The following is a 24,409-nucleotide window of genomic DNA, read 5'->3' as shown; positions in this document are numbered from 1 at the left end:
CCAAAACCCTTGCAACGCCGTGCTTCGCTTATTTCACTAGCCGTTCCGCGTCGCAGGATGCGGCTCACACTCAATCAGCAATCAACAACCCATACCTGTAGAAATCGGAGTCTCCCATGGCAGTCAAAGTAGCTATCAATGGTTTCGGCCGCATCGGCCGCCTCGTCTTCCGCGCTCTTGTTGAGCAAGGTCTCCTCGGCACGACTCTCGACGTCGTCGCTGTCGGCGACATCGTCCCGGCGGACAATCTCGCTTACTTGGTCAAGTACGACTCCACCCAGGGTAAATTCCAGGGCACCGTCGCTTCCAAGAAGTCGTCGCCCGACAAGGCTGAAGACGACGTCCTCGTGATCAACGGCAAGGACATCCTCGTCGTTTCCGCGAAGACCCCGGCTGAACTTCCTTGGGCGAAGCTCGGCGTCGATCTCGTCATCGAGTCGACCGGTCTCTTCACCGAGGCTGAAAAAGCCAAGGGCCACATCGCCGCTGGCGCCAAGAAGGTCATCATCTCCGCTCCTGCGAAGGGCGAAGACATCACCGTCGTCATGGGCGTTAACGACGACAAACTCGATCTTTCGAAGCACACGATCATCTCGAACGCTTCCTGCACCACGAACTGCTTGGCTCCTCTCGTTCACGTCCTCCTCAAAGAAGGCTTCGGCCTTGAGGAAGGTCTGATGACCACGATCCACTCCTACACCGCGACCCAGAAGACCGTCGACGGTCCATCGAAGAAGGACTGGAAGGGTGGCCGTTCCGCCGCGATCAACATCATCCCGTCCTCGACCGGCGCCGCCAAGGCCACCGCGCTCGTGCTCCCGGAGACCAAGGGCAAGCTCACCGGCATGTCCTTCCGCGTCCCGACGCCAACCGTGTCGGTTGTCGACCTCACCTTCCGTTCGACGAAGGAAACCTCCCTCAAGGAAATCAACGCCGCCATCGAAAAGGCGTCGCAGACCTACTTGAAGGGCATCCTCGGCTACACGAACGACGAAGTCGTTTCGTCTGACTTCATCCACGACAAGCAGTCGTCGATCTACGATGCCGGCAGCTCGATCGAACTGAACAGCAAGTTCTTCAAGCTCGTCAGCTGGTACGACAACGAATGGGGCTACAGCAACCGCGTCGTCGAGCTCACCAAGAAGATCGCAGCGAAGCTCTGAGCTGAGCGCGCAGCCGCGCAGAATCTAGAAGCTAAGAGTTAGAATCTAGATTTTTGTTTCCCGGCGGAAGTGGCGCTGCTCATGCAGTCAGCCGCTTCCGCTTTTTTTATTCTAGCTCCTGAATTCTAATTTCTCGCTCCTTTCTACAAATGGCTAAATTCAAAACCATCCGCGACCTCGACCTCTCCGGTAAACGCGTGTTCATGCGCGTCGATTTCAACGTCCCTCAGGACAAGAAGACCGGCGCGATCACCAATACGCAGCGCATCACCGCCGCGCTCCCGACGATCAAGTTCGCCCTCGAAAAAGGCGCGTCGCTCGTCCTCGCCAGCCACCTCGGCCGTCCGGACGGCAAGGTGATCGAGAAATTCTCGCTCAAGCCCGTCGCCGCCGAACTCGCCAAGCTCCTCAACAAGCCAGTCGCGTTCGTTGATGACTGCGTCGGCCCCGCTGCTGAAAAAGCCGCCGCCGCGCTGAAGTCCGGCGAAGTTCTCCTGCTCGAAAATCTCCGCTTCCACATCGAGGAAGAGGGCAAAATCAAAGAGAAGCAGGCCGATGGTACCGAGACCACCATCAAGGCTGATCCCGAGAAGGTGAAAGCCTTCCGCGCCAGCCTCTCGAAGCTCGCCGATGTTTACGTGAACGACGCCTTCGGCACCGCGCACCGCGCGCACAGCTCGATCGTGGGCGTCTCGTTGTCGCAGAAGGCCGCCGGTTTCCTGATGGAAGCGGAGCTGAAAGCCTTCGCGAAGGTGTTGGAAAATCCCGATCGCCCGCTGCTCGCCATTCTCGGCGGCGCGAAGATCGCGGACAAAATCCCGCTCATCAAAAATCTCATCGAGAAGGCCGACAAAATCATCATCGGCGGCGGCATGGCCTACACGTTCCACAAGGAACTTCGCGGCATGAAAATCGGCTCCAGCCTCTTCGATCCTGAAGGCGCGAAGATCGTCGGCGAACTCGAAGCCAAGGCGAAGGCCCGCGGCGTCGAGTTGATCTTCCCGGTTGATTTCATCGCGGCCGACAAGTTCGCGCCCGACGCGAACACGCAGCCCGCGACGATGGAAGGCGGCATTCCCGATGGTTGGGAAGGCCTCGACGCCGGTCCGAAGTCGATCGAACTCTACAAGAAGGCGATCCTCTCCTCGAAGACCATCGTCTGGAACGGACCCGCTGGCGTGTTCGAATTCGACAAGTTCGCCGGTGCGACCAAGGCCATGGCCGACGCCATCGCTGAAGCCACGGCCAAAGGTGCCACGACGATCGTCGGCGGCGGCGACACGGCTACGGCGGCGAAGAAATTCAAAGTCGATACCCAGGTCTCGCACTGCTCCACCGGCGGCGGCGCCAGCCTCGAATTCCTCGAAGGCAAAGCGCTCCCCGGTGTTGTCTTCCTCGAGTCTTAATTTGAATCGCAAAGACGCAAAGTCGCGAAGAGTCGCAGGTGATTCTTGAGACTCTTCGCTCCGGGCTTTGCGTCTTTGCCTCTTCGCGATTCACCCTCACTTTTCTAAAACTATGATCCGCAAAAAACTCATCGCCGGTAACTGGAAGATGAACAAGACCTCGGCCGACGCTGTTCAGCTCGCCCAGGATCTCGTCACCGAAATCGGCAAGGTCGTCGATATCGACATCGTCATCTGCCCGCCCTTCACCTCGCTCGAATCCGTCGGTAAAGCCATCGACGGCTCCACGGTGAAGCTCGGCGCGCAGAACATGCACCACGAAGCCAGCGGCGCTTTCACGGGTGAAATTTCCGCCCCGATGCTCCGCGCGTTCTTCGCTACGCACGTCATCCTCGGCCACAGCGAACGCCGCCAGTATTTCGCCGAGACCGATGCCGCCGTGAACAAGAAGGTCATCGCCGCGCTGAAGAACCAGCTGCGCCCGATTCTCTGCGTCGGCGAAACGCTCGCCGAGCGTGAAGCCGGTTCGACGCTCAAGGTTGTGCAGACCCAGCTCGAAGCCGGACTCGAAGGCGTGAGCAAGGACCTCGCGACGAGCGTAGTCATCGCCTACGAACCCGTCTGGGCCATCGGCACCGGCAAAGTCGCGACGACCGAGCAGGCGCAGGAAGTCCATGCGTTCATCCGCACGCTGCTCACGAAGCTCTTCGGCGAACAAGTCGCGCAGAAAGTCCGCATCCTCTACGGCGGCTCGATGAAACCGGCCAACGCTCCGGAACTGCTCGCGCAAAAAGACATCGACGGCGGCCTCATCGGCGGCGCGTCGCTGGAAACGCGCAGCTTCGTCGACCTCGTGAAAGCAGCGGTCGCGGCGAAGTAAGGCGGGATCTCTGACTGCGAGGCGGCTAAAGATGAAGACAATCAATCTTTCGTCGCCTCAGTCAGTGAGCCGGGCGTTGGTGCATCGCTTTTCTGCACTCACGGAAGTTACAGGATTCAGCAGGCTGCTTGCGGGCGATAATGAAGACGTTGAAACCGGTAGCTGGAGAATCGAAGCCGCATCTGGGCTCCGCGCCGTGTCGTTCTATTTCCGTGGCGCGGGGCTCATCGAAATTGTCTGCATGTATCGTGACCGGCGCGAAGAATTTGAATTCTTCGCCTCTGAAGTAAAAGAAGAGGACGTTTCTTCGACACTGATTCTTTTCGTGGAGAGGATTCTGTCGCTGCCGAAAGATGCGTTGGCCAGAGAGACCACGATTCGCGATGTTCTCGATTACCGAGACTGCAAGGGGATCTATTGAGGAAGATCCGATCAGCGGCTATAGCACATCACCCCGAATGAGCACTGCAGAGCAGATTAAGACTCGGCGCGAGAGTCTCGGACTCGATCCCAAAAAGATGGCTGTGTCGCTAGCGATGAATGAGCCGTCGTATTGGGACCTCGAAGGTCATGACGATGAGCTTTCCGATGTAGCGGAGTTTAGTCAGGCGATTCATCTATCGCAGCTGCTTGGAGTCCGACTGCTCGCATTGCTGGAGGAAAACTTCGACTACGTGAAAAGCCGTCGGCTCAGCTTCCAAGATCTGCACGAGATGATTTTGAGAAAGATCTCCGATGGAGAATTGAAGAAGGACGAACTTTCTTGGGATATCGACGAATTCCTGGAAGCGCCGACCATCGGCTTTGAATATCCTATTTTGTTTTTGAAACTGATCTCACCAGAGGTCGGCTTCGACTGGCGGGAAGTCGTCGCAAAATATGAAGACAGCGAGCTGGGATGGCCCAAGCTCGAGTGACCCTTGAAAACAAAGAAGCCCGGAACGAATTCGTTCCGGGCTTCTTTGTTGGGTGAGCGTGGCGCTCGCGGGAATTACTTCCGGTTCGCGAGGACGGTCTTCTCGTAGCTCTTAACGGTCTCGAGCCACTTGTGGCCGGTGGGGACGTTGTTGCGTTTGCAGAACTCGTCCCAGACGGCGCCGAAGGGAAGCGCCTTGGCTTCTTCGAGGATGGCGAGGCGGCTGGAGAAATCGCCTTCGGCTTCGAGCGCGCGGAGTTTTGCGGTGGGCTCGAGGAGCGCGAGGAGGAGCGCCTTCTGCGTGTTGCGCGCGCCGATGACCCAGGCGGCGAGGCGGTTGATGCTGGCGTCGAAGAAATCCATGCCGATGTGGACGCGCTTCAGGAAATCGCCGCGCACGATTTCTTCCATGAGCGCCTTGGTCTGGTCGTCGAGCGTGACGACGTGATCGCTGTCCCAGCGGACTCCGCGGCTGACGTGGAGGAGAACTTCGGGAACGAATTGGAGCGTAGAGGAAATCTTGTCGGCGAGCGTCTCGGTCGGGTGGAAGTGGCCGGCGTCGAGGCAGACGATCTTCTGCTTCTTCACGGCGTAACCGAGGTAGAACTCGTGCGAACCGATGACGCAGGATTCGGAGCCGATGCCGAAGAGTTTGCTCTCAACGGCGTCGCGATTGAGCGCGGGATCGATCGCGGGGGCGAAGACGGCGTCGAGCGATTGCTCAAGGCGCTCGCGGTATTCACGGCGGTTGACGGGTGTGTCTTTGAAACCGTCGGGAATCCAGACGTTGGAGATGACGGTCTTGCCAAGGCGCTTGCCAATTTCGGCGGCGATGTGGCGGCAGGCGATGCCGTGCTCGATCCAGAATTTGCGGATGCCGGCGTCGCGGTGCGAAAGCGTGAAGCCGTCGGCCGAGAGCGCGTGCGAGAAATAGGTCGGGTTGAAATCGAGACCGAGGCCCTTGGGTTTGGCCCAATCGACCCAGCTCGCGAATTGCTCGATGGTGTAGGCGTTGCGCTCGACCTTCTTGCCGCCGAGATCGGCGTAGCAGGCGTGCAGGTTGACGCGGTGATGGCCGGGGATCAGCGCGATGGCCTGATCGAGATCGGCGCGGAGCTCGGTGAGGTTGCGGGCTTTGCCGGGATAGTTGCCGGTGGCCTGGATGCCGCCGGTGAGCGCGGCGTTGGGATTCTCGGAGCCGGCGACGTCGTCGCCCTGCCAGCATTGGAGCGAGATGGGCGTGCTCGCGAGGGCTTGCAGCGATTTTTCGACGTCCACGCCGAGCTCGGCGTAGCGTTCTTTGGCCAGGTTAAAAGCGTCCATGAGAGAGTAAGATGAAAGTGGAAACGGTGCAGAGCGTCCGGCGGAAGAGAAACCTTTTCGGGCTGACGACAGTCAGAAGGGGAAGGCAAAAGAATAGATGCCAGAGGGCAGAAGCCGGAGGGCGTATACTCTCAGAGGCCAGAGGCCGGAAGCCAGATGTCGGAAGGCGGAGCGGAATGGACGACACGGAGGTCGTCCCTCCAGAGAGGCGGATGGATCGGTCTGGGAGGCGGACCGGTTATTCGACTTCGAGGGTTTCGAGGGTGAGGGCGGCGGTGGTGTTTAGCGGAGTGAGGCGGATCTGGTAGGTGCCGGCGTTGATGCTGGAGCCGGTGCGGGTGCGGAGGATGGACGAGGTTTCGCCGGGCTTGAGTGGCGGGAATTTTAGCGTGTCGGTGCGGAGGACGCGGCCTTCGTTGGTGATGATTTGTTGTTCGACCTCGATGGGTTCGGAAGAAGCGGTCGCGTAGCGGAAGTTGAGGCCGTAGCGGGAGCCGACGCCGACTTCGATGGTGTAGGTGTGCGTGGTTTTTCCGTCAGAGGAGGTTGCCACCGGTTGATAGGTGAAGGCGGCGCGGACGGGGCGGATGAGGACGGAGACGGGGGAGTGGCCGGCGAGGTCGACGGTTTGGCCGGGGGCGAAGCGGCGACGGTGGAGGGCGAGCGGCTGGGTGGAGCTGGCGCTGGTGAGGAGCGCGAGTTCGGGGGAGGCGATCCAGTTGGCGGGCGTCGGTTCGGTGGCGGGAAGAGCGACGTAGACTTCGACGTGGTCGGTGACGGTGAAACGCGGGCGGGCGGAGCCGGGCGTGAGCTTCGACGGGGTTTGCAGCCAGTCGGCGTCGGTGAGGTTGGGCGCGATTTGCGTGAAGGTGAGGCCGGCGTCGGTGTGGACGGGCAGGCCCATTTTCACGTGACCCGCTGCGACCCAGCCGGGAGGCAATGTGAGGTCGGCGAGGCTTTGGGGCGGCGGTAGTGGGCGCGTGGGGACGGCGATGACGGCGTAGAGTGCGGTGTCGGGTTTGACGGCGATGTGCGACCCGGCGGCGTGGCGACGGGTGTGCAGGGAGTAGCGGCTGTTACGCGTGACGAGTGGGGAGGAAATTGGGAGCCAGCCGTCGGGGGATTTGGCGTCGTCGGGAAGGACGAGGAAGGCGTCGGAGTCGGCGGTGAGCGTGAGGCTGAAGGCGCGGGAGCGGATCGCGGGGAAGCGGACCCAGGCGGCGTTGCGGAGGGATTCGGGGAGCGAGACAATGGTGTCGTCGGTGTCGGGCGAGAAGCGGTCGCCGGTGTCGAGGTGGGTGAGGGCTTCGACGGAAGCGGTGGCGGCGGAAGGCGCGGAGGGGGAGATTGTGAAGAGGCCGGAGGGAAGAGAGGCGGACGTGGAGAGGGAGGTGTCGGCGCTGGAGATCGCGATGGCGGAGAGGACGGCTTGGTAGGAGGAGACGCGTGGGAAGGAGATTTCGAGGCGACCGTTTTGGGGGCGGGCGGTGATGACTTTTTTCAGGGCGTGGGCGCGGCCGCCGGATTCTTTCCAGATGTCGAGGTCACGGAGTTTCGTCTCGCCGTTCACGGCGACGTCGAAGATGCGCCAGCCCTCGGCGTCGCCTTCGCCGGTGCCGTACCATGGCTCGGTGAGAAAGAGTTCGATGCGGTATTCGGCGTTTGAATCCGGGACGTTGAAGAGGAAGCGGAGTTCGTGGCGGCCGTAGCGGAAGGTTTGGAAGAGGGCGTCGTCGCGTGCGCCGAGAATGGGATCGAAGATTTTGCGCTGACTGCCGAAAGCGGCGGGGAGATTGGGGAATTGCTGAGCCCAAGAAGCGGTGCCGTAGGCGTCGCCTTCGCGGTAGTCGCGGTCGGCGAGCCAGAGATTACCTTGTTCGTCGGTGTAGTCGGGGCCGCCGAGGTTGACGCGGTAGAGGTACTTTTGGCCGGGCGCGGGTTTCGTGAGCGAGGTCTGGGCGGCTTCGCGTTTGGCGAGGGCGGGGCCGACGGGGAGATGATGGAGCGTGATGAGGTCGCGGGCGACGACGTTGCCGTTTACGCGGCCTTCGGCGTAGAGCGTGTTGGTCTGGATATCTACGTCGTCCCACGTGAAGTGCGTGCCGTGGCCGGCGCGGGTGCGTTTGCCGAGGGAGCGCTGGCCGAGGTCGTTGAAAAGTTCCACCTCATCGCAGTTGGAGTAAACGATGATGCCGGATTTTTTGCCGGGTTTAGCCCAACGGTCGGGCCAGGTGTGCGACGCGATGACGACCATCGGGTCGGTTTGTTTCGGCGCGAAGTTCGAGCGGTACATGTAGAACGCGTCGAGCGGTTCGCCCCAGATGGTGAGCAGGCCCTTGTTGTTGGCGGGTCCGATCTGATCGAGCTCGCGCCAGCCGTCGCGGGTTTGTTCGCCGAGTTCGCCGATGTTGCGGCCGGGATTGGTGTGGGTCGCGAAAGGCCACTGGAAGTGTCCGCTGGCGTAGCCGCGGGCTTTTTCGAGGAGACGGACCTTGGTCTCCATGATCGCGGTGAAACGCTCCTCGGTGTACGCGCCTTTGAGGTCGAGCGGACCCTCGGCGTGATAGTCGAGCGAGCGCCAGGCGCCGTATTCGCCGACGAGGCGCTGGGTGCGGAGATCCTCGGCGTAGGTTTCGGGATCGCCGCCGTAGGTGCCGGACCAGTTTTGCGGGACGTTCCAGTCGGAGCCTTCGCCGCCGTTGCAGGTGGTGATCTTGCGTTCGACGGTGGCGGTGGGGTCCATCTCGCGGATGAAGGCGACGCATTCGGCGGCGAACGTGGCGGGGAGGCGGCTCTCGTTTTGGAGGCCCCAGAGGACAACGGCGGGATTGTTGCGGCGCTCTTTCACCCACTGGCGGAGTTTTTCTTTGAAGGCGGTTTTGAAGGCGTCGTTGTCGAACCAGATGTGGGTGCCGAACTGCGGCCACCAGAGGATGCCGTCGCGCTGCCAGTAATCGGCGTAGCGGAGATTGTGCGGGTGGTGGGCGTCGCGGAAGGCGTTGAAGCCGGCGGACTCGATCTGGCGGACGCGGGCGCGGATCTGTGTATCGGAGAACGCGTGGCTCTGGCCGAGGAGGTGCTCGTACTCGGCGGTGCCGTTGATCAGGAAGGGCTCGTTGTTGATGAAGAAACGGCCGTCGGTGGATTTAGGATCGGCCCCGCGCCAATCGATGGTGCGGAAGCCGGTGATGGTTTCGACGCGGTCGAGGACGATGCTGTTGGTGGAGGAAGAGAGGAGCTCGGTCGTGAGTGTGTAGAGATGCGGGTGGGCGGGAGACCAGAGCTGCGGGTTGCGTAGAGTGGGGAGCGTTTGCGCGGCGGTTTTGGTTTCGCCGGGAGCGAGGGTGATGTCGGAAGAAATTTCGGTGACGACTTGCTTGGAAGTTTCGCGGAGTTTGGAGACGAGGCGGATGGACTGCGGTGTGGCGCCGTGGTTTTTAAGTTCGGTGCGGACGTGGACGGTGGCGTTGGACGCAGAAAGTGTTTCACGGTCGGCGAAGATCTGAGTGCCGAAGGGCTCGACGCGCACTGAGGAAGTGGAGACGAGGCGGACGGGGCGGTGGATGCCGAAGGGTTGGGAGCCTTCGGCGAAACCGTAGGCGCGTTCGCTGCCGCCGTTGACCCAGGGGAGATCACGGATGCCCGGTGTATGGTCGGCACGGACGGCGATGATGTTGGGTTTGCCGTCGGTGTTGAGCGCGTCGGTGACATCGAGCGTGAAGGTGGTGAGGCCGCCGCCGTGTTTGCCGATGAGTTTGCCGTTCACCCAGACTGTAGCGTAGGCGCCGACGCCTTCGAAGAAGAGGAAGTGACGGCGATCAGCGGAGAGCGCGGAGGCGGGGAGTGTGGCGGTGGTGCGGTACCACGCGTGGCCGTAGAGGTGGCCGGCTTTGACCTGGCGGAAACCTTGGTAGTCGTCCCAGTTGTGAGGGATGCTGACGGTTTTCCAGGCGGTGTCGTCGAAGTTTGGAGACGTGGAGGCGGCGAATTTTTCGGGGTCGGATTCGTCGTAGGCGGTGCGCCAGTTGTCGGTGAGAGCGATCTCGGTGCGCGGGGCGAGGGATGGCTCGGGCGCTTGAGAGAATGCAGAGGCGGTGAGGGCCGTGAAGAAGAGAACGAGGCGGGCGAAGACGGAGTTCACGGCGCAGAGTTTTTGGACAGGATTAAGAGGATTAACAGGATTCCGGATAGGAATGGAGGACGGGCGCGCGCGAGGAGGGCGTCGCGCCTCCATCGGAATTAGCGGACTGGCGTGATGGCAACGTCGTCGATGAGGAAGGAGGCGGCGGGGACTTTTTCGTCGGCGTCGGGGATGTCTTTGCCGCGACCTTCGGGGCGGTCGGCGAGGGGGCCGGTGCGGAAGGAGAGGCGTTCGATCGTCGCGGTGAGTTCGATGGGGCCTCCGGCGGGAGGCGTGGTGGGTTTGCCGTTGATGAGCCAGGTGCCGCGGTCTGATTTTGGATTGGGCGGGAGCGCGTAGCTGAAGGTGAACCACTGGCCGGCGCTGTAGGGGCCGTTGTCGGTCCAGATGCCTTCGTGGTTGAGCCAGAGGTGGCCGTCGGTGCCGAAGGCGAAGGAGGACTGGCGTTCGCCGCGGGGGCCGAGGATGTCGATTTCGAGGCGGGCGGTGGACTGGCGGGGGAGGACTTTGAACTCGATCTTCACACCGTGGGTGGCCGGAAAGACGCGGACGGCGCGGGCGTACTCGTAAGGGTCTTCGTCGCGGAGTTCGAGGGAGCGGCGTTGGGTGGCGTCGCCGGAGTCGGTGACGCGGACGGGGGCCCAGGCGGGGCTGTAGATGTTCCAGTTGGCTGGGAGCGTGTTGAGGGCGGTGGCGTCGAAGTTGTCCTGTATCGGTTTATCGGGCACGGTGCCGGTGACAGGAACGGGAACGCGGGAGACCCAGATGTCTTCTTTATGCGTGGAGTAGGTCAGCCAGAGGCCGCCGTCGGGCGGGGTGCCGTTGCCTTCGGAGATGCCACGGACGTACTGGGCGCCGAGGTTTTTGAATTTGCCGGGGAAGCGCTGCGGCGGGAGATCGCCGTGGATGGTGAGGAGGTCGCCGAAGTTTTTGGCGTCGGTCGAGGTGGCGATGGCGAGGGGGAAGCGGAGGCGGCTGGTGGGATTAAAGACAAGGGCGAAGCGGCCGTCGGTGGTTTTATCGAGCCAGTATTTGGAGGAGTTGACGGGGAGGTTTTCGGCGAAGCCGAGGCGTTTCCAGGTTTTGCCTTCGTCGGTGCTGGAGGCGTGCTGGGCGTCTTTGGCAATGGCGAGCAGCGAGCCGTCTGGGCGGCGGACGGTGCTCACGGCTTTGAGCGTGAGGTTGAAGTAACCGTCGTCGGACTTTTCCTCTTCCCACCATTGCGAGGTGTAGCGGCGGTCGGCGAGAAGGGCGTCGCAGGCGGCGACGAAGGATTTGTCGGGGGCGGCGGTGTAGAGCGGGTAGGGCAGGCTCTTCTCGGTGTGGCCCGCGTGGCGGTTGAGGCGGATGACGTAGATGGGGCCTAGGGAGCCGTCGGCTTTGATTTCGCGGATGACGCGGCCGATGCCGGTGCCGTCGTTGGGAGACGGATACTGGCCGTGGAAGCCGGTGGCGAGGAGCCGGTCGCCGGGGGCGACGTAGAAGCTCGCGCGCTGATGCATGAGGCTGAGCGTGCCGTCGGCGAGCTTGATGGCGGGGAAGAGAGTTTTTGGTGTGGACCAAGTGAGGCCGTCGGGGGAGGTCGCGTAGTTGGTGACGGTGTTGTGGTCGTGTTCGTTGACGGGGCCGCTGAGGTAATCGACGTAGAACTGGCCGCGCCAGTAGGCGAGCATCGGCGCGTGGAGGTACGTGTGGTTGATGGACGGATCGGTGTGCTGCGCGGTGGTGCGGTTGGCGCGGACGACCTGGATGTTGTGGACGCCGACAGCGGGGCGGAGGGCGCCGTCGGCGGTGCTCTCGACGCGCTGGGTGTCTGTGAGGACTAACTCGGGCGCGGCGGGATCGGCGGCCAGAAGTGCGGTGGTGGCGAGGGCGAAGGCCGAGAGCGGGAGAGCGCGGAGAGTGGATTTCATGGCGGTGAGTATGCGGCGATGAGGATGGGGCCTATGGGTCTTATGGGACGAATAGGACCTATGTCGGAGAGCTGAAAAGTGTAGCTGGTGAGGCTACGGGCGCGAACCTTACGGAACGGTGATGGGCGCGCGGTTTTTCGCCATCGTCGCGGCGAGTTTTATCGCTTCGACGAGGCTGCGCGGGTCGCCGCGGCCGGTGCCGACATTGGCGAAATCGGTGCCGTGTTCGACGGAGGTGCGGATGATTGGGAGGCCGAGGGTGACGTTCACGCCGCGCCAGATGCCGAGCATCTTGGCAGCGACGTGGCCTTGGTCGTGGTACATGGCGATGCCAGCGTCGAATTCGCCTTGGAGCACGCGGAAGAAAACGGTGTCGCCTGCGTAAGGGCCGGAGACGTCGAAGCCGCGGGCGCGGCCCTCGGCGATGGCGGGCTCGATGAATTTTTGTTCGTCGTCGCCGAAGAGGCCGTTTTCGCCGGCGTGTGGATTGAGGCCGGCGACGGCGATTTTTGGTTTTTCGATGCCGAGTTTTTTAACGGCGTCGTGCGTGAGCTGGAGAACTTTGAGGATGCGCTCGGGACGGACGCGGTCGATGGCGACGCGGAGCGGGACGTGGGTGGAGACGTGGCTGACGCGGAGTTTTTCGGCGACGAGCATCATCGTGGCGCCAGGAGATTTGCAGACCTCGGCGAGCAGGCCGGTGTGTCCATCGTAGTGATGGCCGGCGAGATTCATGGCGGCTTTGTTGAGCGCGGAGGTGACAATGGCGGCGACTTCACCGGCGAGGGCGAGTTCGGCGGCGTGTTTCACGTACTCGTAGGCGGCCTGGCCGGCCATGGCGTCGACTTTGCCGAGCTGGAGTTTGGCGAGCTCGACGTTTTTGAGATCGAGAACGGCGATGGTGTCGGGCGAGTAGGTGGCTTCGGCGACGGAAGCGAAGGCGCGGACCTTGAGAGAGGAGTTAACGAAGCGTAGTGCCTGCGTGAGGACGGCGGCGTCGCCGACGATTAGCGGACGGCAGATCGTGTGGATCTCGGGGAGTGCGAGGGCTTTTGCGATGATCTCGGGGCCGGTGCCGGCGGGATCGCCGAGTGTGATGGCGAGGATCGGAAGAGTGGCGGACGACATGTCGGAAATCAGGAAACGGAGGACGGCGTGGAGCGCGCGAGGAGTTTTTCCCAGAGAGGGGCGGGCCAGGAATAGCTGCCGGGTTTGAGCGTGAGGAGGACGTCGGGCGCGGCGAGCGGTTGAAGGGAGACGACGCCGGGCGCCCAGATGGCGGCGGTGGAGAGTTGGTGCCAGGCGAGCGAGCGGGTGACGGCGGCGGCGGTGGCGCCACCATCGACGAGGAGGTGATGGAAGGCGCGGTGCTGGTCGAGGAGCGTGGCCATGCGGGCGAAGGCGCGGCGGATGGCGGAGGAAATTTGCGGAGAGTCGCTGAGCGGTTGATCGACGACGGCGATGGCGATGCCCTGGGTGATGAGGGCGCGGCGGATGTTATCGGACCAGCTTTTGACGATGGTCTCGAAGGATTCGCCGGCGTTCAGGAGTGACGGAGGAATCGGGAAAACGGGGAGGCCGGAATCGCGGGCGGTCTGGCGGAGGGTCTGGCCGGCGGTGCTGGTGGTGCCGGAGATGATGAGGCTGGGGCCGGCGGGGAGCGCGATGGATTGTTCTGAGGCGCTGGCGGGAGTCAGGCCGAGGCTGGCGAGGTAGGCTTGGAAAAAGTCGGCGCCGCCGGCGGGGAGAGTGCCGGGCTGAAGGCGCGAGGCCCAGTGGGCGACGTCGTCGGGCGAGGCGGCTTCGGCGACGATGAGGCCGGTGGATGGGAGCGTCATCGCGGGGCGGGCGAGGACGAGCGGAAGTATTGTCGTCGGGCCGAGAAGGGCGGCGACGTGGGCGGAGTGCGCGGGGTGGTGCGGGTCGTGGGCGAAGGCGGTTTTATCGAGGGCGGTGCCGTTGACCGTGTAGAGCGAGTCCTGAATTTTGCGGCCGAGGGATGGGTTGGCGGGCGCGAGGAGAACGCGATCAGTGTGGAGCGCCGCGGCGGCGGCTTCGAGTTCGGCGACGACGGGGCCGCGGAGGACGGAGTCGGTTTTTTTGAATACGCGCGTGTTCCAGCCGGACGGCAGGTGGTCGATGATGTGGCGGACTTTGTGCGCGGCCTCGGTGGGCGTGTTGAGGCGGGAGTCGGTGTCGAAGACGAGAAGGCTGACGTCGCGCGGGAGCGATTCGGTGGAGAGGGCGACGACGGCGTTGAGGCCATGGGCGCGGCCGATGGCGCAGATCTCGGCGGCGCCGGTGAGATCGTCGGCGAGAACGACGATGGGCGAGGCGGTCATCGCGCGGAGACGGGAGCGAGATCGAGGGCGGCGAGCTCGCGTTGGACGGTGGCGCGGCCGGCTTCGTCGAGTGGAAGAAGCGGAGGTAGGACGGCGGGGCCGCAGAGGCCGAGTGTTTCGAGACAGACCTTCAGCGCGGCGAGCGACTGGCCGAGGGAGCGGTCGCGTTGGAAAACGCGGGCGACCGCATCGGCGCGGCGCTGGAGTTCTTCGGCTTGTTCCCAGCGGGATTCAAGGGAGGCGTTGAAGAGATCGCGCCAGAGAGCGGGGGCGATGTTGCCAGAGCTGGGAACGAGGCCGTCGAAGCCAGCGCGGAGGGCTTGGGCGGAGAGGACGGCGGCGCCCATGAAGATGGAGAAATTTGGATTCTTTGAGAAAAGCTCGGCGGTTTTTTCGAGGCGGCCGGGGACGTTTTCAGAGTCTTTGAAGCCAACGATGTTGGGGATCTCGCTGAGGCGCTGGACCACGTCGAGGGGGATCGACATGCGGGTGGTCGAGGGGATGTTGTAGAGGATGAAGGCGCCTTTAATTTCGCGGGCGAGGAGCTCGTAGCAGGCCTGCATCTCGGCAGGGTTGAGCAGGTAGTAAGACGGGAGCGTGGCGACGACGGCGTCGACTCCGAGGCGGAGCCAGTTGCGACCGGCTTCGATGGAGCTGGCGACGCAGTTATCGGAGAGACCGGCGTAAACGGGGACGCGGCCGGCGGCGGTTTTGACAGCGATCTCGATGAGGCGGGCGCGGCAGGCGGGAGCAATGGACGCGGCTTCACCGGTGGTGCCGAGGACGAAGACGCCGATGTCGTTGGTCGCGAGATGGGCGACGAGGCGCTCGGCGGCTGGTTGATCGAGAACGCCGGATGAAGTGAAGGGCGTGGCCATCGGAACGATGACGCCGCGGTGTTTGGTGGATTTGACCATGGTCAAAAAGCTGCTCGGTAGATGGTTTCGGCGTCGGCGAGAGTGACCTCGCGCGGGTTGTTTTTCAGGAGTCTGGTGATCTTCAGGGCGTCCACGGCCATGCGTGGAATCGCGTCGGATGGGACGCCGACGGCGGAGAGCCTGGAGGGCAGACCGCAGGCGGCGTTGAGTGAGAAAAGTTTTTCGACGCCGAGGGCGGCGACTGTTTCGTCGGCTGTGCCGGCGGGCGCGGAGACGCCGAGGGCGCGGGCGATGGCGGCGTAGCGGGCGGGGGCGGCGGGAAGATTGAAGCGCACGACGTGCGGGAGGAGCAGGGCGTTGGCCAGGCCGTGGGCGAGGCGGAATTCGGAGCCGAGCGGGTAGGAGAGGGCGTGGACGGCGGCGGTATTCACGGGGCCGAGGCAGAGACCGCCGTAGAGACTGCCGAGGGCGCAGGCGGCGCGGGCGTCGAGGTCGGCGCCGTGGCGGACGGCTTTTTTGAGCGAAGTGGACAGGAGGCGGATGCCTTCGAGGGCGTAGAGATCGACGGTGGGGTGGGCGGCGCGGTTGGCGTAGGCTTCGAGGCAGTGGGAGAGCGCGTCGATGCCGGTGGCGGCGGTGGTGGCGGGCGGGAGCGTTACGGTGAGTTGCGGATCGACGAAGGCGGCGTCGGGGACGAGCCATTGGCTGATGACGGCTTTTTTGAGTTTCGCGTCCTCGTCGTAGAGGATGGCGTTGGGAGAAACTTCGCTGCCGGCGCCGGAGGTCGAGGGAAGACAGATCAGCGGGACGCGGCGCGGAGGGAGCAGGTGCATCCCGAAGTACGTGCGGACGGAGCCGGGCTGGCCGTGGAGGGCGGCGAGGAGTTTGGCGACGTCGAGGACGGAGCCGCCGCCGATGCCGAGGACGGCGTCGAAGGTTTCGGAGGAGGCGGCGAGGGAGGACTGGAGTTTTTCGAGGTCGCCGACGGTGGGCTCGGGGGGGACGCCTTCGCGGAGGATGAGTTCGAAGGATTGGGCGTGAAGGGCGTCGAGGACCGGGGCGGCGGCTTTGCGGGCGGAGGCGGAGAGGACGATGAGGATGCGACGGGCGCCGCGGGCGGTGAGCTCGGCGGTGCATTCGAGCGCGCAGCCGGGACCGAAACCGATGCGCGGTGGCTGGCGCAGGGTGATGGTGGCAGGTGGGCTGTGCAGCGCGGGTGTCACGAGTGCGCGGACGTGTTGGTTGTAGCGGATGCGGAGGCGGCGACGGTGCCGTATTTGCGGCGGAAGGTGAGTTGCTCGACGTTTTCGGGGCGGTAGCCGCCGAAGAGGAGACTCGCGATATAACCGACGCCGAAGAGGACAACGTGACCAAAAACGCCGATGAGGATTGGGTTCATCTCGAAGTTGAAGCCGAGATCGAGGAGGCGTTTGCCAGAGGAGCTGGTGGATGTGAGCAGTCCCCACGCGGTAAATACAGCGCAGGCGGCGATGCCTATGTAGCAGCCCTGGCGGGTGGCGCGGCGAGTGAGGAAGCCGAGGAAGAAGAGGCCGAGCGTGCCGCCCGAGAGCACGGCGGCGACGGTGACGCCGCGTTCCATGATGGAGGCGGCGCCTTCGGTGGGACGCATATAGAGGGCGACGGCGGTTGCGAGGATGCCGGAGGCGAAAACGAGGAGGCGGCCGAGCAGGAGTTGCACGCGGTCGCGGAGGTTGGGGAAGTAGTGGCCGACGAAGTCGGTCGTGAGGACCGTCGAGATGCTGTTCAGGTCGGCGCTGATGGAGGACATCGTGGCGGCGATAATCGCGGCGAGTACGAGGCCGACGATGCCTGCGGGGAGGTGGTTAACGATAAAGTGCGGGACGACGTTGTCGCTGAGGGCGGGGCCGGGCTGCGCGCTGAGTTGGTAGTAACCGTAGAGGCAGGCGCCGATGAGCATGAAGATCGCCCAGATGGGGACGCAGAGAAAGCCGTTCCAAAATGCGCCGCTTGCCGCGTCCTTATCCGTGCGGGCGATCAAGTAGCGTTGAACCATGTGCTGGTCGGCGATGTAGCGGCGGCACCAGTTGGCCAGATAGGCTAGCAGGAAAAGCCACTGGCTGGTGACGGTGGTATCGAAGAGGGATGCCCAAGAGAACTCGAAGCTGCCGAGATCGAATTTGCCGGCGCGCCAGGCTTCGCCGAGGACCGCGCCGGGAGGGCCGACTTCGGGAGCGAAGACGAGGCGGGCGATGATCATCAAGGCGGCGCCGATAAGGACCGAGCCTTGGATCACGCTGGACCAGACCACGGCTTTCATGCCGCCGATCATCGTGTAGATGATGGTGAAGCCGGAGGTCCAAAGCAGGACTTCGGTGAGGCTCCAGCCGGTCATGATGTTGAGCGCGATCGCGGTGGTGAGGAGCGTCAGGCCGAGGTCGAAAACGCAGGAAGCGACGAAACCGGCGGAGGCGTACATGCGGCCAGCGACACCGAAGCGGGCGCCGATGTACTCGTAGGCGCTCATGCCGATGACGTGGCGATAAAAGGGGACGATGTACTTCGCGACGAAGATGAGGACGAAGAGCAGCGAGGCGTTACCCAGCAGAAGGATCATGCCCTTCTGATAGACGGTGGCGGGGTGGCCGATGACAGTGTTGCTGCTGATCAGGGCGGCCATGAGAGCCATGGCGACGGCCCAGGCGGGCATGGAGCGGCCTGCGACGAAGTAGTCGGCGGCGGTCTTTTGTTTTTTCGAGACGACGAAGCTGAGCACGGCTATTCCGAGCGCATATAGGCCGAGGACCAGATAATCTAAGAAATGCAGGCTCACTGAGATGGCGGGACTGGGGTTGAAGCGGGTGCAGGCGGTTCAATTGGCGGACGAAATGAACCAGAGAGTGGGTTATGTTTCATGAAATAGTGGTGTCAAATGAGTAATTTCATGGATCCGTGTGCGGAGTGATTTGGGGTGCGTGCTTACAGGATGGTGGAGCGCTGGATCTAGCGCTGGTGAGCAGACGCGATGAGTCACTCGCGGAGGTTGCAACAATGCGGATGCTTCGGGAGATGGCGCGCCAGTGGTGGACGGGCGTGATCGCTCGCGGGAAATCCCCCTGGCTGCCCTTATAGCTAAAGCTGGGCGACTGAGCCGCGCTGGACGAGAGTGGGTTCTATGAGGATCTGCATGCTCACCTCTTCGCCGGGATGCTGCATGCGCCAGAGCAGTTGATCGACGGCGCGGCGGCCGATGAGGTCGGCGTGAACATCGATCGTGGTCAGCATGGGGCTGAGGTTCATCACGAGGGATTTCTCGTTGTTGCAGGAGACGACGCTGACGTCGGTGCCGACGCGCATTTTCAGGCGCTCAAGCGATGCGTAGAGCTGGAGCGCGGTGCGATCCGATGGGATGAAAATGGCGGTGGGGCGGGATTTGGCCGACATCTGGGCCCAGCGCTGAGTGAGGATGTCGACGTTGTCTTGAAGCGTGGTGGCGGGGAGGGGCCAGGTGAGTTTTCCGGGTGGGGGGACTTCGAAGAGTGTGCCGTCGAGGCCTAGCCGGGAGGCGTGAGAGAGGAAGGCGCTTTTGACTTTTTCAAACTGCACCTGGCCGGGTTTGGGATTCATGAAGGCCACGCGTTTGTGTCCCTTGGCGTGGAGGTGTTCGGCAACGAGGCGGCCAGCGCTGTCGGTGTCGAAATTGCAGTGATCGCCTTTGGCGTTGGGGAGGCGGCCCATGACCCAGACGTGGGGGATGCGGTAGATGTGGCGGAGGAGTTCGCTGTCGGTTTCGGAGGGGAGTTCGCCTTGGTTGGGGCCTTTCAGGATGAGGCCTTCGACGCGGCCCTCGCTGATGAAAGGGGGGGTGCGGTCGCCGTTGGGGATGTTGGCGATGAGCAGGCTGCGACCGTGGGCGGAGAGGGAGCTTTCAATGCCCTGTAGGGAGGTGCTGACTACAGGCAGCTGCACGAGAGTGTCCTGCATACCGAAGAAGACGATGCCGATGTCGCCGGCCGAGCCGTTGCGGCGGACGGGTGTTTCGCGGGTGCCGCGCCGCTGCCGGATGCGCCGGTAGCCGAGCTGGTGGGCGGTGTCGCGGACCTTGCTGGCGATGTCGGGGTTGACGTCGGAGTGGTTGTTGAAAACGCGGGACACGGTGCCGACGGCGACGCCTGCTGATTTAGCGACGTCGGTGATCGTGACTTTAGTTTTTTTGCTCATGGGTGTGTGGCCGAAGGCGGGCAGGCGCGGGGAAAAGGGTGGGGCGGGAACAAAAACGTTGACAGGTTAGTTCATGAAATACATTCGTCAATGTGTTATTTCATATGAAATAATTGTCGGCCGTTTCACCAGATAGGGCTGGCAGCTTTGAATCCTGCCTCAACCTCAAACCTCCAATCTCTTCAACATGTGTGATCATCTGCGCCTTGCAGGTCTTTCGTATGCTGATGCGGTGGCGATGTGGAAATTTCCGCAAGCCGACCGGTTTTCGAGCGGACAATGTGGTGGGCGGGTTTCCCAACAATTTTGCATCTCAAACACGGACGGCCTGCGCTGGGGTAGTGCGGACGTTCGCGAATGATGCAATCGAACGGGGCGGCGCAAGCCGGTCCGTTTTGGGTGTGAGGGCCGGTGTGTGCAGCACCGGCCCTTTTCTCCGATTATTTTTCTTTGGCGCGCAGCCATCGCAGTCAGCGTGCGTCTCGCTTCGTGGCTCCGCGTTTTCTTCAGCGCGTTTGCCTCGTGCCAACTGGCTTCTACATGGTTCTTCGGAAGCAGGCTCGAAAATCGAAATATAACCACTCATCCCTCGACCTGATGTTCTGTCGTTTCCGAATACTTGGATTTTTTGCCGGACTGATCGCGGTATCGGCACATTCGTCTCTTGTTGTGGCCGGCCCGGCTGTGCTCAAGCCCGCCGCTTTCGCGCACCACATTGAGTACTTCAACTCGATGGAGAACGAGAATGTCATCAATCTCGTGCCCAACTCTGCTTCATGGGACTGGTTGCAGGCTCAGGTGCCGTATTTCGAGTGCTCGCAGTCCGAGGTGGAGCAGATTTATTGGTATCGCTGGTGGGCGCTTCGGAAGCATCTGCGCAAAAGCGAAACGGGTCATTTTGTTTTCACGGAGTTTCTCACGCGCGCAAATCCGGTGAGCAGCGGGCTCGGCCATCATCTCATGGAATTGCGCTGGCTGCACGACCAGGTGCCGGTCGATAGCTATGTCCAGTATTGGCTCCGCAAGGATGAGCAGGGCAAGCCGCAGACCCGGTTGCGATTCTACTCCAGCTGGCTTCAAGACGCGCTCTATCAGCGCTGGATGGTGACGCGCGATACGGGCGTGCTCACGGGATTGCTGGACGATCTGGTTTCGGATTACGACATCTGGGAGAAGAGCAAGCAGCGTCCGGACGGGCTGTATTGGCAATTTGACGTCAGGGATGCGATGGAGGAGTCCATCAGCGGCTCGCGGACGAAGAAAAATATCCGTCCCACGATCAATAGCTACATGTTCGGCAACGCCCGTGCGCTCGCCGCCATCGCGCGTCTCGCCGGAAAAGAAGAGATCGCTGCGACGTTCGACGCAAAGGCCGTGACGTTGCGCAAACTGACGCTCGAATCCATGTGGGACGCGGATGCGAAATTTTTCAAAGTCCGTCTCGAAGACGGTCCGCTCGCGGATGTGCGAGAGGCGATCGGTTTTATTCCTTGGTATTTCGGCCTGCCGGAGAAAAACGCCGGCTATGAAGCCGCGTGGGCCCAGTTTTCGGATACGGAGGGTTTTAACGCGCCGTTTGGCATCACGACTGCGGAGCGCCGCCATCCACGTTTTCGTTCCCACGGTGTGGGCACGTGCGAGTGGGATGGCGCGATCTGGCCGTACGCCACGTCGCAGACACTCGTGGCACTCGCGAACGTGCTGCGCGATTATCCGCAGCCCGAGCCGGCAGTGGTCACGAAGCGGAATTACTTCGACGCGTTCGTCGATTACACGCGCGCGCATCGCTACGATGGACTGCCGTACCTCGGTGAATATCAGGATGAGCTTACCGGTGAGTGGCTCAAGGGGCGCGACGAACGCAGCCGCTACTACAACCACTCCACTTACGCTGATCTGCTCATCACAGGCATGGTCGGACTGCGACCGCGTGCGGATGATCTCGTCGAGGTGCATTCACTGCTTCCGGATAATTCATGGAGCTGGTTCTGTCTCGATAATGTCCGTTATCACGACCGCGATCTCACGATTATCTGGGACAAAGATGGGAAAAAATATAACCGAGGCAAAGGCCTGATCATCCTGATCGATGGCCAGGAAATTGGCCGTGGTGAAACACTGGCTCCGCTCACGGCGAAACTCCCCGCACTGGCGAAATAACCCTCACCGCCTCACAAACGTGATCACTCTGTCTTCGAAGAAAGCGGCGCGCCTTGTTGCCGGTCTGTGTCTGAGCGCTTTGTGCGCGAGCATGGCTTGGGCGGTGCAAGTGGCGCCGCCGGTCAAATCGGCTAAAGACGGCACGCTCGTTTACGAAGTGGATCAGCGGGGCGACCGGGTACCGGATTTTTCCCATGCGGGTTATGGCGGGGGCGGCGTGGCGCTGCCGCTCGCGCCTGCCCGGGTTGTCGTCGCGCCGGTGGATGGCGATGATGGTGAGCGCATTCAAATCGCGCTCGATGCGGTTTCTGCCCTTGAGCCGGATACGAATGGTTTTCGCGGCGCAGTCCAGTTGTCTGCTGGCCGTTACGAGATTGCAGGGCAGATCCGCATCATCGCGAGTGGCGTGGTACTTCGCGGGGTAGGGACAGGGAAAGGCGGCACGGTGCTGGTCGCGACGGGCACCGATCGTCGCGCGTTGATCAGTATTTCAGGCAATGGCCAGCGGGTGACGGAGGGGAGCGTTTCGCTCGTGAGCGATGAGTATGTGCCGGTTGGTGCGAATCGTCTTCACCTCAACGACGTGGGCGCGCTCAAAGTCGGCTCACGCATTCTTCTAGAACGTCCGAGTCCGAAGGAATGGATCGATCTAGTGGACATGCAGGCATCTCCGGCGCGCACGCCGTTTCAGTGGCGGGCGGGAAAACAAAGTGTCGCATGGGAGCGAACGATCACCGCTATCGACGGAACCGAGGTTACGCTCGACGCGCCGCTGACGACCTCACTGGAAAAACGTTTTGGCGGGGCGACGGTCGCCGCGCTCGTATGGCCGGGCCGCATCGAAAACGCCGGTGTCGAAAACCTCCGCTGCGAATCCGCGTTCGATGCGGCCAATCCGCTCGACGAGCAGCACGCGTGGGAAGGCGTGCGGTTCGAAGCCGTTCGCGATGCGTGGGTGCGCGACGTGGTTTTCGCACATTTTGCCGGGTCGGTGGTGAACGTCACGGAAACCGCCAGCCGCGTGACGGTGCAGGACTGCGCATCGTTCGCGCCGGTGTCTGAGAACGCCGGATACCGGAAACACACATTTCACACCAGCGGCCAGCAGACGCTGTTTCTCCGCTGCCGAGCGGAAGACGGGCGCAACGATTTTACCGTCGGTTATTTCGCGGGCGGTCCGAACGTGTTTGTGGAATGTCACGCCGAACGCTCGACGGGCTTCAGCGGCGGCATCGGCTCATGGGCGTCGGGTATTTTGTTCGATAATGTCCACATCGATGGCGGCGAGCTGCGGCTCGATAATCTGGAATCGTTCAATCAAGGCGTCGGCTGGGCGGCTGTGAATTCCGTGATCTGGGAGGCGAGTGCCGGCCGTTTCGTGGTGCGCATACCTCCCGGTGCGAACAACTGGGCTGTGGGTGTGTGGGGGCTTTATGAGGGCAATGGCAGCTGGAGTAAAACCAGCGAATTCGCCGAGCCTGAGAGTTTGTATCGCGCGCAGCTTTCCGCGCGAAAAGGGAAGGGCGCTTTGGCTGCGCTCGAGCGCACGGACTTCGCCGCATTCGCATCGTTGTCAGCGCCTTCTTTAGAGAAATTTATTCCAGATTTCCCAACTCGGCTCGCGGCGCGTGCTGAACGCCAAAGAGCATCCATATCCAGTCCGGCGCTCACTCTTTCGGCCAACGGCTGGCTAATCGCCGACAACGAGCTGCTCGTCGGTCGGCAGACCGATGTCGCGTGGTGGCGTGGACGGCTCGAACCAACGCGCGCGGCAGAGATCGGTGCAAGCCTCACGCGTTTCTCGCCAGGTCGCTCGGGTACTGGACTCACCGATGATCTCGAAGAGCTCACCGACAAGATGCGCGCGACCGGACAGGTCGCGATGCGCCATCATTATGGACTCTGGTACGACCGCCGCCGCGACGATCACCAGATGAACAAGCGCCCCGACGCCGATACGTGGCCGCCGTTTTTCGAGCAGCCGTTTCTCCGCAGCGGAAAAGGTGAGGCGTGGGATCGTCTCAGCCGCTACGATCTTACTCGCTATAATCCGTGGTATTTCGACCGCCTGAAAACCTTCGCCGCACTCGGTCGCGCCAAGGGTCTCGTGCTGATCAACGAGATGTATTTTCAGCACAACATCATCGAGTCGGGCGCGCACTGGGTTGATTGCCCCTGGCGTCCGGTGAACAACATCAACAACACCGGCTTCACCGAGCCTCCTCCGTTCAACGGCGATACAGTCAAGATGGCGGACGAGTTCTACGACTTGAAGCACCCGGTCCGCGGTCCGTTGCATCGTGCTTACATTCGTCAGTGTCTCGCCAACCTCGCCGATGAGCCGAATGTGATCCACACGCTCAGCGAGGAATACACCGGCCCGCTGCACTTCATGCAGTTCTGGCTCGATGTCGCCGGAGAGTGGATGCGCGAAACCGGCAAGCACCCGTTGCTCGCGCTTAGCGCCACCAAAGACGTGCAAGATGCGATCCTGGCTGATCCTGAGAGGGCAAAGCTGATTTCCGTCATCGACTTCAAATACTGGTGGCGCACCGAGAGCGGCGACGATTACGCCCCCAAAGGCGGCGAAAGTCTCGCGCCGCGCCAGCACTTGCGGAAATCGAAAGCCGGCCGTCCCACAGCCGCTTCCATCGCGTCCATGGTGCGTGAATACCGCACGAAATTTCCCGCCAAAGCCGTCATCGCCGAACTTGACCAGGCCGATGGCTGGGCGTTCGTGTTCGCCGGCGGTTCGTTCGCGAAACTTCCGCCGAAGACCGATCCGGCGTTTCTCGCGGCGATTGCCCGCTGCCAGCCATCTACGTCGTCCGATGCTAGTCTAGACCTGCCCTCCGATGCTGTCGTGCTCGCCGGCGAAAGAGGCGAACGCATCATCTATCTCCCGAAAGGCGGCGATCTCCGTCTTGCCAAAAAATCTCCCGCTTCCGCCACGCTTACGCCCGTCGCCGTCGATCTTACCACCGGCGCGGTTCATGCGCTGCCGGCCGCCAACTCCTTTTCAATGCCCGCCGGTAAGGCTTCCGTAATCTGGCTGAAGCTACCCTGACCCGTTGCGCGCATCACTCC

At 62.4% G+C, this 24,409-nt stretch carries 16 protein-coding genes; 7 read left to right on the top strand and 9 right to left on the bottom strand.

What is annotated here, in order from left to right:
* Positions 1–116 precede the first annotated feature (116 nt).
* The 5 genes from gap to CMV30_RS05100 all read left to right on the top strand — a co-directional run bounded on the left by gap (position 117) and on the right by CMV30_RS05100 (position 4,366).
* A complete protein-coding gene (gene gap, locus CMV30_RS05120; RefSeq protein ID WP_096055015.1) occupies positions 117–1,163 on the top strand; it encodes a type I glyceraldehyde-3-phosphate dehydrogenase in 1,047 nt (348 codons plus the stop codon).
* A 149-nt stretch (positions 1,164–1,312) separates the two neighbouring features.
* Positions 1,313–2,569, top strand: a complete 1,257-nt coding sequence (gene pgk, locus CMV30_RS05115) for a phosphoglycerate kinase (protein ID WP_096055014.1) — start codon at positions 1,313–1,315, stop codon at positions 2,567–2,569.
* 112 nt (positions 2,570–2,681) lie between these two features.
* Positions 2,682–3,449, top strand: a complete 768-nt coding sequence (gene tpiA, locus CMV30_RS05110) for a triose-phosphate isomerase (RefSeq protein ID WP_096055013.1) — start codon at positions 2,682–2,684, stop codon at positions 3,447–3,449.
* A 31-nt stretch (positions 3,450–3,480) separates the two neighbouring features.
* Positions 3,481–3,870, top strand: a complete 390-nt coding sequence (locus CMV30_RS05105) for a hypothetical protein (protein ID WP_138223140.1) — start codon at positions 3,481–3,483, stop codon at positions 3,868–3,870.
* Entirely contained in the window at positions 3,833–4,366 is a 534-nt protein-coding gene (locus tag CMV30_RS05100) for a hypothetical protein (protein ID WP_175414736.1), read from the top strand. Before CMV30_RS05105 ends, CMV30_RS05100 begins: the two co-directional genes overlap by 38 nt.
* A 74-nt stretch (positions 4,367–4,440) precedes the next feature.
* On the opposite strand, the gene CMV30_RS05095 is transcribed toward CMV30_RS05100, so the two are convergent.
* The 9 genes from CMV30_RS05095 to CMV30_RS05055 all read right to left on the bottom strand — a co-directional run bounded on the left by CMV30_RS05095 (position 4,441) and on the right by CMV30_RS05055 (position 19,162).
* A complete protein-coding gene (locus tag CMV30_RS05095) occupies positions 4,441–5,688 on the bottom strand; it encodes an L-rhamnose isomerase (protein WP_096055010.1) in 1,248 nt (415 codons plus the stop codon).
* Between the two features lie 238 nt (positions 5,689–5,926).
* Positions 5,927–9,829 (bottom strand): malectin domain-containing carbohydrate-binding protein, encoded by a 3,903-nt coding sequence (locus CMV30_RS05090; protein WP_175414735.1) that lies wholly within the window; start codon positions 9,827–9,829, stop codon positions 5,927–5,929.
* A gap of 98 nt (positions 9,830–9,927) precedes the next feature.
* A complete protein-coding gene (locus CMV30_RS05085; RefSeq protein WP_096055008.1) occupies positions 9,928–11,742 on the bottom strand; it encodes an exo-alpha-sialidase in 1,815 nt (604 codons plus the stop codon).
* Between the two features lie 108 nt (positions 11,743–11,850).
* Positions 11,851–12,870 carry a 4-hydroxythreonine-4-phosphate dehydrogenase PdxA gene (gene pdxA / locus CMV30_RS05080; RefSeq protein WP_096055007.1) on the bottom strand — a complete coding sequence of 340 codons (1,020 nt, stop codon included), beginning with the start codon at positions 12,868–12,870 and terminating at the stop codon, positions 11,851–11,853.
* An 8-nt stretch (positions 12,871–12,878) separates the two neighbouring features.
* The gene (locus CMV30_RS05075; protein WP_096055006.1) at positions 12,879–14,084 is read right to left on the bottom strand and encodes a four-carbon acid sugar kinase family protein; all 1,206 of its coding nucleotides are present in this window, start codon (positions 14,082–14,084) and stop codon (positions 12,879–12,881) included.
* A complete protein-coding gene (locus tag CMV30_RS05070) occupies positions 14,081–15,001 on the bottom strand; it encodes a dihydrodipicolinate synthase family protein (protein ID WP_096055005.1) in 921 nt (306 codons plus the stop codon). The genes CMV30_RS05075 and CMV30_RS05070 overlap by 4 nt, the downstream gene beginning before the upstream one ends.
* A gap of 2 nt (positions 15,002–15,003) precedes the next feature.
* Positions 15,004–16,185 carry an iron-containing alcohol dehydrogenase gene (locus CMV30_RS05065; RefSeq protein ID WP_217494464.1) on the bottom strand — a complete coding sequence of 394 codons (1,182 nt, stop codon included), beginning with the start codon at positions 16,183–16,185 and terminating at the stop codon, positions 15,004–15,006.
* Positions 16,182–17,774 carry a sodium:solute symporter family transporter gene (locus CMV30_RS05060; protein WP_138223139.1) on the bottom strand — a complete coding sequence of 531 codons (1,593 nt, stop codon included), beginning with the start codon at positions 17,772–17,774 and terminating at the stop codon, positions 16,182–16,184. Before CMV30_RS05060 ends, CMV30_RS05065 begins: the two co-directional genes overlap by 4 nt.
* Before the next feature lie 299 nt (positions 17,775–18,073).
* The gene (locus tag CMV30_RS05055) at positions 18,074–19,162 is read right to left on the bottom strand and encodes a LacI family DNA-binding transcriptional regulator (RefSeq protein WP_096055003.1); all 1,089 of its coding nucleotides are present in this window, start codon (positions 19,160–19,162) and stop codon (positions 18,074–18,076) included.
* Positions 19,163–19,831: 669 nt separating this feature from the next.
* Between CMV30_RS05055 and CMV30_RS05050 the strand changes: the two genes are divergently transcribed.
* Both CMV30_RS05050 and CMV30_RS19305 read left to right on the top strand, forming a co-directional pair.
* The gene (locus CMV30_RS05050; protein WP_217494463.1) at positions 19,832–21,322 is read left to right on the top strand and encodes an MGH1-like glycoside hydrolase domain-containing protein; all 1,491 of its coding nucleotides are present in this window, start codon (positions 19,832–19,834) and stop codon (positions 21,320–21,322) included.
* A gap of 19 nt (positions 21,323–21,341) precedes the next feature.
* Entirely contained in the window at positions 21,342–24,389 is a 3,048-nt protein-coding gene (locus CMV30_RS19305) for a DUF6298 domain-containing protein (protein WP_138223138.1), read from the top strand.
* The last annotated feature ends 20 nt before the right edge of the window (positions 24,390–24,409 follow it).

The organism is Nibricoccus aquaticus (assembly GCF_002310495.1).
Lineage (GTDB): Bacteria > Verrucomicrobiota > Verrucomicrobiia > Opitutales > Opitutaceae > Nibricoccus > Nibricoccus aquaticus.
This window is presented reverse-complemented; position numbering and strand designations above follow the sequence as displayed.